Consider the following 12,038-nt stretch of genomic DNA (forward strand, 5'->3'; position numbering starts at 1 on the left):
CTCGCCGGATTCGGTCAGCCCGCGACCCGCCCCAGCATCTCCCGTGCGTACGCCTCGTCGTACGCGCCGCCCGTGAGCAGCACCTGGATGCAGATGCCGTCCATCAGGGCGACCAGGGCTCGCGCGGTCGCCGGGTCGGTGCGGGGGCGGAGCAGCGCGGTCACGCCGTCGGTCCACTCGGCGGCGACCGGACGCAGCGCGGGCCTGCGTACGGCGGCGAGATACAGCTCGTACTCCAGCTCGGCCCGGCCCCGGCCGCCCGCGAAGAACTCGCCCAGCAGCCGGGCGAGTTCGGCGGCGAGGTCCGCCCCCGGGTCGGCGAGGGCGGGGCTCTCGCGCAGCACGGCGGCGAAGTTCTCGTTGGTCCGGCGCAGGGCGGCGACGAGCAGTTCGTCCAGCGAGGCGAAGTGGTACGTGGTCGAACCCAGCGGCACATCCGCCTCGGCGGCGACGGAGCGGTGGCTCAGCCCGGCGATCCCCCGCTCGCCGACCACCCGGATCGCCGCGTCGATGATCCGGTCCCGCCGCTCGGGGTCGTACCGCCGCGCCATCAGTGCGCCTCGCCCAGGTTGAGCACCACCACACCGGCGATGACCAGCACGACGCCGAGCGCCTTGAGCGGACTCGCGGACTCCCCGAGGAAGAACATCCCGATGAGGGCCACGGCCGCGGTGCCGACGCCCGCCCAGATCGCGTAGGCGGTGCCGACGGACAGGGTCTTGAGGGTCTGGGCGAGCAGGGAGAAGGCCAGCAGATAGCCGGCGACGGTGATCAGCGAGGGCCACAGCCGGGTGAATCCCTCGCTGTACTTCATGGCGGTCGTTCCCGCCACCTCCGCCGCGATGGCCGCGGCGAGCAGTCCGTATCCCATGTGTACAAGTGTACGCATCGCCTTGCCGCTACCGTGGTCCGTTCAGTACGTGATCGAACAGACGGGCGGGAGCAGCAGTGGCGCAGGACGCAGGGTGGGGCGGCTGGGGTGGTGGTGGCTGGATGCCGCCGAAGCCGGGGGTCATACCCCTGGGGCCGTTGAAGCTCGGGGACATATTCAACGGCGCGTTCTCCACGCTGGGCCGCTACGGGAAGCAGCTCTTCGCGGTGGGCGCGGCGCTGTACGGCGGGGCGCTGGTCGTGGTGGGCGCGGCGGTCGCCGTCGCGTACTCGGCGGTCTCGGACCATCTGGACCGGCTGTTCGATCTGGACGAGCGCGAGAGCGCCGCCTCGGGGGACGTGGTGCCGGTGGTCGTCGCGTTCGGCGTGGTCGTGCTCCTCGGGTTCCTCGCGATGGTGATCGCCTCGGCCGTGGTCTACGCGGCGGTGCCGGCGGTCCTCCAGGAGGCGGTGCTGGGCCGGCCGACGACGTTCTCCGCCATCTGGCGGCGGGCCTGGGCGCGGACGCCCGCGGTGATCGGCACGCTGCTGCTGACCGGGCTGATCACCATGGTGCCGATGGTGCTCGCGATCGCCGCGCTCACCGGGGGCATCATCACCGCGGTCGCCACGGACGGCGGCGGGGGCGCGGTGGCACTGATCGTCGTGGGCGCGATCTGCTTCCTCGCCTTCATCCCGCTGGCCATCTGGCTCTGGGTGCGGCTGTCGCTCGCCCCTTCGGCCGCCGTGTTCGAGAACCAGGGGCCCGTGGCGTCGATGCGCCGCTCGGCCCTGCTGGTGCGCGGCGACTGGTGGCGGATCTGCGGGATGACGCTGCTCGCGGGCATGATCGCCTCCGTGGCGGGTTACATCATCCAGCTGCCGTTCAGCTTCCTCGGCATGTTCACGGGCGCGCTGGGCGGGGCCGCCTTCGACGAGAACACCCACCCGGCCGCGATCATCACCGCACTCGGCGGCTACCTGGTCGTCGGAGTACTCGGCCAGCTGGTGAGCCAGCTGATCGTCGCGGTGTTCCCGCCGCTGGTGACCGGGCTGCTGTACGTGGACCGGCGCATCCGCACCGAGAACCTGGCGCCGGTCCTCGCCGAGGCCGCCGCCGTCCCGCCGCCGTACCCGGCGTAGCGGCCCCGGCGCCCCGGCCTCAGTCGGTGAGCGTCTTCTTCGGGCGCAGTACGCAGAACTCGTTGCCCTCCGGGTCGGCCAGCACCACCCACGTCACGTCCGACGGCTGGCCGACCTCGACGCGCCGGGCGCCGAGCCCGATCAGCCGTTCGACCTCGGCGGCCTGGTCGTCCGGCGAGAGGTCGATGTGCAGCCGGTTCTTGACCGCCTTGTCCTCGGGCACGGGCAGGAAGCAGATGCCGGGCAGGGCGGCCTCGTCGGCCCCGATGACGATCTCGTCCGCGTCCTCGTAGAGCACCCGCCAGTCCAGGGCGGCACACCAGAAACGCGCCTGGGCGGGGAGATCGTGGGCATCGACGGCGAGCTGATGGAAGCGAAGAGCCATGGACGGAGTCTGCCCGGCGCACCCCACGAGGACAACACCGAAACGGCCCCGGCGGATGCCGGGGCCGTTTCGGTCGTACGGGTCGTGCGCGCCGTACGGGGAGGCTCAGACGTTGAAGCCCAGCGCGCGCAGCTGCTCGCGGCCGTCGTCCGTGATCTTGTCCGGACCCCACGGCGGCATCCAGACCCAGTTGATCCGGAGCTCGTTGACGATGCCGTCCGTCGCGGACTTCGCCTGGTCCTCGATGACATCGGTCAGCGGACAGGCCGCGGACGTCAGGGTCATGTCGAGGGTGGCGATGTTGGCGTCGTCGATATGGATGCCGTAGATCAGCCCCAGGTTGACGACGTCGATGCCCAGCTCGGGGTCGACCACGTCGTACAGCGCTTCGCGGACCTCCTCCTCGGAGGCCGGCTTGGTCGTCACGGTCTCGTTGTCGCTCATGCGGTCTTCCCTTCGGACAGCGCCTGCGCCGTCGCGTCCTTCCACGCCATCCAGCTCAGCAGCGCGCATTTCACCCGGGCCGGGTACTTGGAGACGCCGGCGAACGCGACCGCGTCCTCCAGCACCTCTTCCATCGCGTCGTCGGGCTCCAGCTGCCCCTTCGACTGCATCAGTTCCAGGAACGCGGCCTGGATCTTCTGCGCCTCGCCCAGTTCCTTGCCGACCAGCAGCTCGTTCAGCACGGACGCGCTGGCCTGGCTGATGGAGCAGCCCTGGCCCTCGTAACTCACGTCGGCGATGGTCTCGCCGACGTACCGCACCCGCAGCGTGATCTCGTCACCACACGTCGGATTGACGTGGTGCACCTCGGCGTCGCCGTCCCGCAGACCGCGCCCGTGAGGGTGCTTGTAGTGGTCCAGGATCACTTCCTGGTACATGGAATCCAGCTTCACGAGTCAATCCCCAGCCGCGTCTAGGCGAAAAAATTCCGGACGTGTTCCAGGCCGTCCACCAGGGCGTCGACCTCGGCGGGCGTGGAGTACAGATAGAACGACGCTCGCGTCGTCGCAGGAATTCCGTACCGCAGGCAGACCGGGCGGGCGCAGTGGTGGCCGACCCGGACCGCGATGCCCAGTTCGTCCAGCACCTGCCCCACGTCGTGCGGGTGGATGTCGCCGAGCGTGAAGGAGATCGTCGCGCCGCGGTCCTCCGCGGTGGCCGGACCGATGATCCGCAGGTCCGGCACCTCCAGGAGCCGCTTCACCGCGTAGGCGGTGATGGCCTGCTCGTGGCGGTGGATGTTCTCCATGCCGATCGCCGAGAGGTAGTCCACGGCCGCGCCGAGACCGACGGCCTGCGCGATCGGGGGCGTACCGGCCTCGAACTTGTGCGGCGCGGGGGCGTAGGTCGAGGAGTGCATCGACACGGTCTCGATCATCTCGCCGCCGCCCAGGAACGGCGGCAGGTCCTCCAGGAGTTCCTGCCGTCCCCAGAGCACGCCGATGCCGGTCGGGCCGACCATCTTGTGACCGGTGAAGGCCACGAAGTCGGCCTGGAGCGCCTGCACGTCGAGCACCATGTGCGGGGCCGCCTGGGAGGCGTCGACGCAGACGAGCGCACCGACCTCCTGGGCGCGGCGGACGATCTGCTCGACCGGGTTGTGCGTGCCCATGATGTTCGAGACCAGCGTGAAGGAGACGATCTTCGTCTTCTCGGTGATGATCTCGTCGATGTTGGACAGGTCGAGCCGGCCGTCGTCGGTGATGCCGAACCACTTCAGCTTCGCGCCCGTGCGCTGCGAGAGCAGCTGCCAGGGAACGATGTTGGAGTGGTGCTCCATCTCCGTGGTGACGATCTCGGTCTCGTGGTCGACCCGGTAGGGCTCGTCGGCCCAGCCGAGCATGTTGGCCACGAGGTTCAGCGACTCCGAGGCGTTCTTCGTGAAGATGACCTCGTCGCGGCTGGGCGCGTTGATGAAGGCGGCGACCTTGTCACGGGCGCCCTCGTACAGCGCCGTGGCCTCCTCCGCGATCGTGTACACGCCCCGGTGCACATTGGCGTTGTGGCGCTCGTAGTACTCGTTGAGGGCGTCGAGGACCTGGCGCGGCTTCTGCGAGGTCGCCGCGCTGTCCAGGTACACGATCTTCTTGCCGTCGTGGACCGTGCGGTCCAGGAGGGGGAAGTCCTTGCGGATCGCCTCGGTGTCGAGGAGGCCCGGCAGATGTGTCACGCGGCAGCGCCACCCTTCACGTATGCCTCGTAGCCCTCGTTCTCCAGCTTGTCGGCCAGCTCGGCACCGCCGGACTCGGCGATCCGGCCGTTGGCGAACACGTGCACGAAGTCGGGCTTGATGTACCGGAGAATCCGGGTGTAGTGCGTGATCAGCAGGGTGCCGACCTCGCCGGTCTCGCGGACGCGGTTGACGCCCTCGGAGACGATGCGCAGGGCGTCGACGTCCAGACCGGAGTCGGTCTCGTCCAGGATGGCGACCTTCGGCTGGAGGAGCTCCAGCTGGAGGATCTCGTGGCGCTTCTTCTCACCGCCGGAGAAGCCCTCGTTGACGTTGCGCTCGGCGAAGGCCGGGTCCATCTGGAGCCGGGCCATCGTCTCCTTGACCTCCTTCACCCAGGTACGCAGCTTGGGGGCCTCGCCGCGGACGGCGGTGGCGGAGGTACGCAGGAAGTTGGAGACCGAGACACCGGGGATCTCGACCGGGTACTGCATGGCGAGGAACAGGCCGGCGCGGGCCCGCTCGTCCACGGACATCTCCAGGACGTCCTCGCCGTCCAGGGTCACCGTGCCGCTGGTGATCGTGTACTTGGGGTGGCCTGCGAGGGAGTACGCGAGGGTGGACTTGCCGGACCCGTTGGGGCCCATGATGGCGTGGGTCTCGCCCTGCTTCACGGTCAGGTCGACGCCCTTGAGGATCTCCTTCGTGGCGTTGTCGGCCTCGACGGAGACGTGCAGGTCGCGGATTTCAAGCGTTGCCATGGGTGACTCAGGACTCCTGGGTGACGGAGACGAGCACATCGTCCCCTTCGATCTTGACGGGGTATACGGGGACGGGGCGCGTCGCGGGAAGGCCGGACGGCTTGCCGGTGCGCAGGTCGAAGCTCGATCCGTGCAGCCAGCACTCGATCGAGCAGTCCTCGACCTCGCCCTCGGACAGCGAGACGTTCGCGTGCGAGCAGATGTCGTTGATCGCGAACACCTCGCCCTCGGTGCGGACGACGGAGACCGGCGTGCCGTCGAGCTCCACCCGTTTGGGGGTGTCGTCCTCCAGCTCGCTCAGCGCACAGGCTTTGACGAAGGCCATCAGACCGACGCCTCCAGCTCGGCCTCGATCTTGTCGAGCAGCCGGGCCTCGACGTCCGGAAGGCCGATCTGCTGGACCAGCTCGGCGAAGAAGCCGCGCACGACGAGGCGGCGCGCCTCCTCGGCCGGGATGCCGCGGGACTGGAGGTAGAACAGCTGCTCGTCGTCGAAGCGGCCGGTCGCGGAGGCGTGGCCGGCGCCGACGATCTCGCCGGTCTCGATCTCCAGGTTCGGCACCGAGTCGACCCGCGCGCCGTCCGTGAGGACCAGGTTGCGGTTCATCTCGTAGGTGTCGGTGCCCTCGGCTGCGGCCTGGATGAGCACGTCGCCGATCCACACCGCGTGCGCCTCGTCGCCCTGGAGCGCGCCCTTGTAGGCCACGTTCGACTTGCAGTGCGGGGTGTTGTGGTCGACCAGGAGGCGGTGCTCCTGGTGCTGGCCCTTGTCGGTGAAGTACAGGCCGAACAGCTCGGCCTCGCCACCGGTGCCCGCGTACGCGACCCGGGGGTGCAGCCGGACCACGTCGCCGCCGAAGGTGACGACGACCGACTTGAACGAGGCGTCCCGGCCGACCAGCGCGTTGTGCTGGCCGACGTGGACCGCGCGCTCGTCCCAGTCCTGCACGGAGACGACGGTCAGCTTGGCGCCGTCGCCCAGGACGTAGTCGACGTTGGCGGCGAGCACCGCGTCACCGGTGTGGTCGATGACGACGACGGCCTCGGCGAAGGCGCCCAGCTCGACGACCTGGTGGCCGTAGGCGACACCGCCCTCGCCGTGCACGGCGATCCGGATCGGCTCGGTCAGCACGGCCTCCTTGGGCACCGTGACGACGTGGGCCTGCTCGAAGGACGTGTACGCCTGGGCGGCCACCCGGTCGACCGGCTTGCCGGCCCGGCCCAGCCGGGCGTCGTCGCGGCCGACGGTCTCGACCACGACGCCCGCGGGGGCCTCGATGGCGACCTTCACACCGCTGCCGGTGGCGGCGGCGGTGCCGTCGTGCAGACCGCGCAGCCGCTCCAGCGGGGTGAACCGCCACTCCTCCTCGCGGCCGTGCGGGACGGGGAAGTCCGCGACGTCGAAGGACGGGGGCGCGCTCATGCGCGTGGCGACGGTCGACTCCGCGGCCACCGCGATGGAACCGGCGGTGGTGGACCCCGCGGGGATGTTCTGAGCCTCAGCCATGGCTGTCGTAGTGCTCGCTTTCTCAGTCAAGAACTCTTCAGGACGCGTTCGGCGGCGTATCAGCCGACCGAACCCTCCATCTGCAGCTCGATCAGCCGGTTGAGCTCCAGGGCGTACTCCATCGGGAGCTCCTTCGCGATCGGCTCGACGAAGCCGCGCACGATCATCGCCATGGCCTCGAACTCCGTCATGCCGCGGCTCATCAGGTAGAAGAGCTGGTCCTCGGAGACCTTGGAGACGGTCGCCTCGTGGCCCATCGACACGTCGTCCTCGCGGACGTCCACGTACGGGTAGGTGTCGGACCGGGAGATCGTGTCCACGAGCAGCGCGTCGCACAGCACGTTGGACTTCGCGCCCGGCGCGCCCTCGCCGATCTCGATCAGACCGCGGTAGGAGGTGCGGCCGCCGCCTCGCGCCACCGACTTGGAGACGATGTTGGACGAGGTGTTCGGGGCCATGTGGACCATCTTGGCGCCGGCGTCCTGGTGCTGGCCCTCGCCCGCGAAGGCGATGGACAGGGTCTCGCCCTTGGCGTGCTCGCCCATCAGGTAGACGGCCGGGTACTTCATGGTGACCTTGGAGCCGATGTTGCCGTCGACCCACTCCATGGTCGCGCCCTCGTAGGCCACGGCGCGCTTGGTGACCAGGTTGTAGACGTTGTTCGACCAGTTCTGGATCGTCGTGTAGCGGCAGCGGCCGCCCTTCTTCACGATGATCTCGACCACCGCGGAGTGCAGCGAGTCGGAGGAGTAGATCGGGGCCGTGCAGCCCTCGACGTAGTGGACGTAGGCGTCCTCGTCGACGATGATCAGCGTCCGCTCGAACTGGCCCATGTTCTCCGTGTTGATACGGAAGTACGCCTGGAGCGGGATGTCCACGTGGACACCCTTGGGCACGTAGATGAACGAGCCGCCGGACCAGACGGCCGTGTTCAGCGAGGCGAACTTGTTGTCGCCGACCGGGATGACGGTGCCGAAGTACTCCTTGAAGAGCTCCTCGTGCTCCTTCAGCGCGGTGTCGGTGTCGACGAAGATGACACCCTGCTCCTCCAGGTCCTCACGGATCTGGTGGTAGACGACCTCGGACTCGTACTGCGCGGCGACACCGGCGACGAGGCGCTGCTTCTCCGCCTCCGGGATGCCGAGCTTGTCGTACGTGTTCTTGATGTCCTCGGGCAGGTCGTCCCAGGAGGCCGCCTGCTTCTCCGTCGAGCGGACGAAGTACTTGATGTTGTCGAAGTCGATGCCCGACAGGTCCGAGCCCCAGTTCGGCATCGGCTTCTTGCCGAACAGCTTGAGGCCCTTGAGCCGCAGCTTCAGCATCCACTCGGGCTCGTTCTTCTTCTCCGAGATGTCGCGGACGACAGCCTCGGAGAGGCCGCGCTTGGCCGCCGCGCCTGCCGCGTCGGAGTCGGCCCAGCCGAATTCGTACGTGCCCAGGCCCTCGAGCTCAGGGTGGGCAGTCTCCGTGGGGAGCGTCATGCGGGGTTCCTCCCGGCCGTGCTTGCAGATGCTGAATCGGTGGTCTGTGGGGTGGGGTGTCCGCTGCGCGGAATGTACGTCGTGCACACCCCGTCGCCGTGGGCGATGGTGGCCAGACGCTGCACATGGGTCCCCAGGAGGCTGGAGAAGATCTCCGTCTCCGCCTCGCACAGCTGCGGGTACTGCTCGGCGACGTGCGCGACCGGGCAGTGGTGCTGGCACAGCTGCTCACCCTGCTGCGGGCCCGGCGCGCTGCGCGCCGTAGCAGCGTACCCGTCGGCGGACAGCGCCTTGGCCAGCGCCTCCGTACGGGCCTCGGGGTCCGCGGCCTCGATCGCCGCGCGGTAGACCGCCGACTGCTCGGCGGTCCTGGCCCGGGCGAACGCCATGACCGCTTCGTCGCCCGCGGTCTCGGCGATCCAGCGCAGGGCGTCCGCGGCGAGCGTGTCGTAGGACTGGTCGAAGGCGTCCCGGCCGCAGTCGGTGAGAGCGAAGACCTTGGCCGGACGGCCCCGGGTCCGCGCCCCGTACACCCGCTTCTCGCGGGCCTCGACCACGCCGTCGCAGGCGAGCGCGTCGAGATGGCGGCGGACGGCGGCCTGGGTGAGCCCCAGGCGCTTCGCCAGCTCCGCGACGGTGGACGGGCCGTGGTCCAGGATGGACCGCGCGACACGGTTGCGCGTCGAGCGCTCACCGGTCGCGAGTTCCTCCTGAGGAGCCTCGCCCGCGTATTTCACAACGCCATTGTTGCGTAATTCCTCCGGCCGTGACAACCACGGTCCGAAACGATCAACGGTGCTCTCCATCACTTAGGGTCACCTAATCGAGCCCCGGGGCCGGGGACCGGCGGACAGCTGCCTAGACTCATTCGCCATGAACAGCGAGCCCCGCCCGGCCGTCCGGATCAGCGGCCTGGTGAAGCGGTACGGCGACAAGACCGCGGTGGACGGCCTCGATCTGGAGATCCCGGCCGGCGCGGTCACCGCCGTGCTCGGCCCCAACGGCGCCGGCAAGACCACCACCATCGAGACCTGCGAGGGCTACCGCCGCCCCGACGGCGGGACCGTCCGGGTCCTCGGCCTCGACCCCGTCGCCGACGCCGCGCGGCTGCGCCCCCGGATCGGCGTGATGCTCCAGTCGGGCGGCATCTACTCCGGGGCCCGCGCCGACGAGATGCTCCGCCACATGGCCAAGCTGCACGCCCATCCGCTCGACGTCGACGCCCTGATCGAACGGCTCGGCCTCGGCTCCTGCGGACGGACCTCCTACCGCAGGCTCTCCGGCGGCCAGCAGCAGCGGCTCGCGCTGGCCATGGCGGTCGTCGGCCGGCCCGAGCTGGTCTTCCTGGACGAGCCGACCGCGGGGCTCGACCCGCAGGCCCGCCGCTCCACCTGGGACCTGGTCCGGGAGCTGCGCGCCGACGGGGTGAGCCTGGTGCTCACCACCCACTTCATGGACGAGGCGGAGGAGCTGGCCGACGAGGTCGCCGTCATCGACGCCGGCCGGATCGTCGCCCACGGCTCCCCCGAGGCCCTGTGCCGGGGCGGCGCCGAGAACACCCTGCGCTTCACCGGCCGCCCCGGGCTCGACCTCGGCTCGCTGCTCAAGGCGCTGCCCGACGGCACGCAGGCGGACGAGCTGAGCTCCGGCGCGTACCGCATCACCGGCGACATCGACCCCCAGCTGCTGGCCACCGTCACCTCCTGGTGCGCGCAGCACGGCGTGATGCCCTCCGGCATCTCCGTCGAGCGCCACACCCTGGAGGACGTCTTCCTCGAACTGACCGGCAAGGAGCTGCGCGCATGAGCGCCGGTACGTACACCCCCCGGCCGGGCGCCGCCCCGCTGCCGCGCATGATCGCCGCGCAGACCGCGCTGGAGACCCGGATGCTGCTGCGCAACGGCGAGCAGCTGCTGCTGACCGTGGTCATCCCGACGCTGCTGCTGGTGCTCTTCAGCTCCGTGGACATCGTGGACACCGGCGCGGGCGAGCCGGTCGACTTCCTGACGCCCGGCGTGCTGGCACTGGCCGTGATGTCGACCGCCTTCACCGGCCAGGCCATCGCCACCGGCTTCGAGCGGCGCTACGGGGTGCTCAAGCGGCTCGGCGCCTCACCGCTGCCCCGCTGGGGGCTGATGACCGCGAAGACCCTGTCCGTGCTGGTCACCGAAGTCCTTCAGGTGGTCCTGCTGACGGTGATCGCCTTCGCGCTCGGCTGGTCGCCGCACGGCAACCCGCTCGCGGTGCTGCTGCTCCTGGTGCTCGGGACCGCCGCCTTCTCGGGGCTCGGGCTGCTGATGGCCGGGACGCTGAAGGCGGAGGCGACGCTCGCCGCGGCCAACCTGGTCTTCCTGCTCCTCCTGGTGGGCGGCGGGGTGATCGTGCCGCTGGAGAAGTTCCCGGACGCGGCGCAGTCGGTGCTGGGCCTGCTGCCGATCGCGGCCCTCTCGGACGGGCTGCGGGACGTCCTCCAGCACGGCGCCGGGATGCCGTGGGGCGACCTGGGCATCCTGGCGGTCTGGACGGTGCTGGGGCTCGGAGCGGCGGCCCGGTTCTTCCGCTGGGAGTGAGCCCGCGGACGCGTTCCGTCGCCGTTACGCGTAACTCGTCCCCCTCGTGAAAGCTTGCACAAGCGGCGTCCTACCATGGTGCGCGTGCCCAAGCTGACCCGAGCCGAAGTCGCTCAAGCCCTGCGCAACCCGCTGCTGTACATCGCCGAGCGCTGGACGCCCGAGCCCAGGACGGTGCGCCGCGCGGCCATGTCCGCCATCGTGATGGCCGTCCTCATCGTCGTGACCGGCGGCGCCGTCCGGCTCACCGGCTCCGGCCTCGGCTGCCCGACCTGGCCGAAGTGCACCGACGAGAGCCTGACGGCGACGAGCGCGATGGGCTTCCACGGCGCCATCGAGTTCGGCAACCGCATGCTCACGTACGTGCTGTGCGCGGCCGTCGGCTGGGCGATCATCGCCGCCCGCTCCGCGAAGCCCTGGCGGCGCGGCGTCACCCGGCTCGGCTGGGTCCAGTTCTGGATCGTGATGGGCAACGCGGTGCTCGGCGGCATCGTCGTGCTCGTCGGCCTCAACCCGTACACCGTGGCGGCGCACTTCCTGCTGTCCACCGCGCTGCTCACGGTCGCCCTCATGACCTGGCAGCGGATCCGGGAGGGCGACGAGGCGCCGCGCCCGCTGGTCGGCAAGGCGGTCGCACAGCTGGCCTGGCTGCTGGCGGTCGCGGCGGGGCTCCTGGTCGCCGTGGGCACGGTGGTCACGGGCGCCGGGCGGCACGCGGGTGACTCCAGCGACGTGCACCGCATCCCGGTCGACTGGAAGATGGTCGCCCAGCTGCACGCGGACCTGGCCTGGGTCGTGGTGGCGCTGACCGTCGCGCTCTGGTTCGTCCTGAAGGCCGTGGACGCGCCGGTCGGGCCGATGCACCGGACGCGTGAGCTGTTCCTGATCCTGCTGGGCCAGGGCGTCATCGGCTATGTGCAGTACTTCACCGACACCCCGGAGATCCTGGTCGGGCTGCACATGTTCGGCTCGTGCCTGGTGTGGATCGGGGTCGTCCGCGTACTGCTGTCGCTGCGGGAGCGGCCGGTGGCCGTCGCGCCGGTGCCGGAGCCGGCGGCCGAGCAGGTGGAGCCCGCCGCGGCCGGCTGAGGCGGGGCGCACACGGAAACGGACCGGGGCTCCCGCTCCACGGCTGTACGCCGTCGGAGT

The 12,038-nt window shown here is 70.1% G+C and carries 15 protein-coding genes; 4 read left to right on the forward strand and 11 right to left on the reverse strand.

The features are described from left to right. Positions 1 to 14 precede the first annotated feature (14 nt). Together ACN6LM_RS11625 and ACN6LM_RS11630 are read right to left on the reverse strand one after the other, a co-directional pair. On the reverse strand, positions 15 to 551 hold the full coding sequence (locus ACN6LM_RS11625; protein ID WP_445065246.1) for a TetR/AcrR family transcriptional regulator: 537 nt from the start codon (positions 549 to 551) through the stop codon (positions 15 to 17). Next, complete coding sequence (locus tag ACN6LM_RS11630) at positions 551 to 871, reverse strand: DMT family transporter (protein ID WP_445065247.1); 321 nt, start codon at positions 869 to 871, stop codon at positions 551 to 553. Before ACN6LM_RS11630 ends, ACN6LM_RS11625 begins: the two co-directional genes overlap by 1 nt. Before the next feature lie 122 nt (positions 872 to 993). On the opposite strand from ACN6LM_RS11630, the gene ACN6LM_RS11635 reads away from it, so the two are divergent. Beyond that, positions 994 to 2,013, forward strand: a complete 1,020-nt coding sequence (locus tag ACN6LM_RS11635) for a hypothetical protein (protein ID WP_445065258.1) — start codon at positions 994 to 996, stop codon at positions 2,011 to 2,013. Positions 2,014 to 2,032: 19 nt separating this feature from the next. Here the strand turns inward: ACN6LM_RS11635 and ACN6LM_RS11640 are convergent, their stop codons facing one another. The 9 genes from ACN6LM_RS11640 to ACN6LM_RS11680 all read right to left on the reverse strand — a co-directional run bounded on the left by ACN6LM_RS11640 (position 2,033) and on the right by ACN6LM_RS11680 (position 9,056). Continuing rightward, positions 2,033 to 2,398 carry a VOC family protein gene (locus ACN6LM_RS11640; protein ID WP_383298251.1) on the reverse strand — a complete coding sequence of 122 codons (366 nt, stop codon included), beginning with the start codon at positions 2,396 to 2,398 and terminating at the stop codon, positions 2,033 to 2,035. A 105-nt stretch (positions 2,399 to 2,503) separates the two neighbouring features. After that, positions 2,504 to 2,842, reverse strand: a complete 339-nt coding sequence (locus ACN6LM_RS11645; RefSeq protein ID WP_018104628.1) for a metal-sulfur cluster assembly factor — start codon at positions 2,840 to 2,842, stop codon at positions 2,504 to 2,506. Further along, the gene (gene sufU, locus ACN6LM_RS11650; RefSeq protein WP_445065248.1) at positions 2,839 to 3,294 is read right to left on the reverse strand and encodes a Fe-S cluster assembly sulfur transfer protein SufU; all 456 of its coding nucleotides are present in this window, start codon (positions 3,292 to 3,294) and stop codon (positions 2,839 to 2,841) included. Before sufU ends, ACN6LM_RS11645 begins: the two co-directional genes overlap by 4 nt. A gap of 20 nt (positions 3,295 to 3,314) precedes the next feature. Further along, positions 3,315 to 4,571 carry a cysteine desulfurase gene (locus tag ACN6LM_RS11655; protein ID WP_445065249.1) on the reverse strand — a complete coding sequence of 419 codons (1,257 nt, stop codon included), beginning with the start codon at positions 4,569 to 4,571 and terminating at the stop codon, positions 3,315 to 3,317. Then, positions 4,568 to 5,332, reverse strand: coding sequence for a Fe-S cluster assembly ATPase SufC (gene sufC, locus ACN6LM_RS11660; RefSeq protein ID WP_445065250.1), 765 nt, complete (start codon positions 5,330 to 5,332; stop codon positions 4,568 to 4,570). The genes ACN6LM_RS11655 and sufC overlap by 4 nt, the downstream gene beginning before the upstream one ends. 7 nt (positions 5,333 to 5,339) lie before the next feature. Next, complete coding sequence (locus ACN6LM_RS11665) at positions 5,340 to 5,657, reverse strand: bifunctional 3-phenylpropionate/cinnamic acid dioxygenase ferredoxin subunit (RefSeq protein WP_018555702.1); 318 nt, start codon at positions 5,655 to 5,657, stop codon at positions 5,340 to 5,342. Then, positions 5,657 to 6,838, reverse strand: a complete 1,182-nt coding sequence (gene sufD / locus ACN6LM_RS11670) for a Fe-S cluster assembly protein SufD (protein ID WP_445065251.1) — start codon at positions 6,836 to 6,838, stop codon at positions 5,657 to 5,659. Before sufD ends, ACN6LM_RS11665 begins: the two co-directional genes overlap by 1 nt. A 59-nt stretch (positions 6,839 to 6,897) precedes the next feature. Continuing rightward, on the reverse strand, positions 6,898 to 8,319 hold the full coding sequence (gene sufB / locus ACN6LM_RS11675; RefSeq protein ID WP_018104622.1) for a Fe-S cluster assembly protein SufB: 1,422 nt from the start codon (positions 8,317 to 8,319) through the stop codon (positions 6,898 to 6,900). Beyond that, a complete protein-coding gene (locus ACN6LM_RS11680) occupies positions 8,316 to 9,056 on the reverse strand; it encodes a helix-turn-helix transcriptional regulator (RefSeq protein ID WP_445065252.1) in 741 nt (246 codons plus the stop codon). Before ACN6LM_RS11680 ends, sufB begins: the two co-directional genes overlap by 4 nt. A gap of 136 nt (positions 9,057 to 9,192) precedes the next feature. Between ACN6LM_RS11680 and ACN6LM_RS11685 the strand changes: the two genes are divergently transcribed. From ACN6LM_RS11685 to ACN6LM_RS11695, 3 genes are all read left to right on the forward strand, one after another. Further along, positions 9,193 to 10,125 carry an ABC transporter ATP-binding protein gene (locus tag ACN6LM_RS11685; protein WP_445065253.1) on the forward strand — a complete coding sequence of 311 codons (933 nt, stop codon included), beginning with the start codon at positions 9,193 to 9,195 and terminating at the stop codon, positions 10,123 to 10,125. Next, positions 10,122 to 10,889, forward strand: coding sequence for an ABC transporter permease (locus ACN6LM_RS11690; RefSeq protein ID WP_445065254.1), 768 nt, complete (start codon positions 10,122 to 10,124; stop codon positions 10,887 to 10,889). The genes ACN6LM_RS11685 and ACN6LM_RS11690 overlap by 4 nt, the downstream gene beginning before the upstream one ends. Positions 10,890 to 10,964: 75 nt before the next feature. Next, complete coding sequence (locus ACN6LM_RS11695; protein ID WP_445065255.1) at positions 10,965 to 11,978, forward strand: COX15/CtaA family protein; 1,014 nt, start codon at positions 10,965 to 10,967, stop codon at positions 11,976 to 11,978. The last annotated feature ends 60 nt before the right edge of the window (positions 11,979 to 12,038 follow it).

Source organism: Streptomyces sp. SAS_281 (genome assembly GCF_052542855.1).

Excerpts from the sequence above, each read along its gene's own strand:
- ACN6LM_RS11695 (WP_445065255.1), top strand. The coding sequence starts at position 10,965 with ATGGTGCGCGTGCCCAAGCTGACCCGAGCCGAAGTCGCTCAAGCCCTG.
- sufD (WP_445065251.1), bottom strand. The coding sequence starts at position 6,838 with ATGGCTGAGGCTCAGAACATCCCCGCGGGGTCCACCACCGCCGGTTCC.
- ACN6LM_RS11625 (WP_445065246.1), bottom strand. The coding sequence starts at position 551 with ATGGCGCGGCGGTACGACCCCGAGCGGCGGGACCGGATCATCGACGCG.
- sufB (WP_018104622.1), bottom strand. The coding sequence starts at position 8,319 with ATGACGCTCCCCACGGAGACTGCCCACCCTGAGCTCGAGGGCCTGGGC.
- sufC (WP_445065250.1), bottom strand. The coding sequence starts at position 5,332 with ATGGCAACGCTTGAAATCCGCGACCTGCACGTCTCCGTCGAGGCCGAC.
- ACN6LM_RS11665 (WP_018555702.1), bottom strand. The coding sequence starts at position 5,657 with ATGGCCTTCGTCAAAGCCTGTGCGCTGAGCGAGCTGGAGGACGACACC.
- ACN6LM_RS11630 (WP_445065247.1), bottom strand. The coding sequence starts at position 871 with ATGGGATACGGACTGCTCGCCGCGGCCATCGCGGCGGAGGTGGCGGGA.
- ACN6LM_RS11640 (WP_383298251.1), bottom strand. The coding sequence starts at position 2,398 with ATGGCTCTTCGCTTCCATCAGCTCGCCGTCGATGCCCACGATCTCCCC.
- ACN6LM_RS11645 (WP_018104628.1), bottom strand. The coding sequence starts at position 2,842 with ATGAGCGACAACGAGACCGTGACGACCAAGCCGGCCTCCGAGGAGGAG.
- ACN6LM_RS11690 (WP_445065254.1), top strand. The coding sequence starts at position 10,122 with ATGAGCGCCGGTACGTACACCCCCCGGCCGGGCGCCGCCCCGCTGCCG.
- ACN6LM_RS11685 (WP_445065253.1), top strand. The coding sequence starts at position 9,193 with ATGAACAGCGAGCCCCGCCCGGCCGTCCGGATCAGCGGCCTGGTGAAG.
- ACN6LM_RS11635 (WP_445065258.1), top strand. The coding sequence starts at position 994 with ATGCCGCCGAAGCCGGGGGTCATACCCCTGGGGCCGTTGAAGCTCGGG.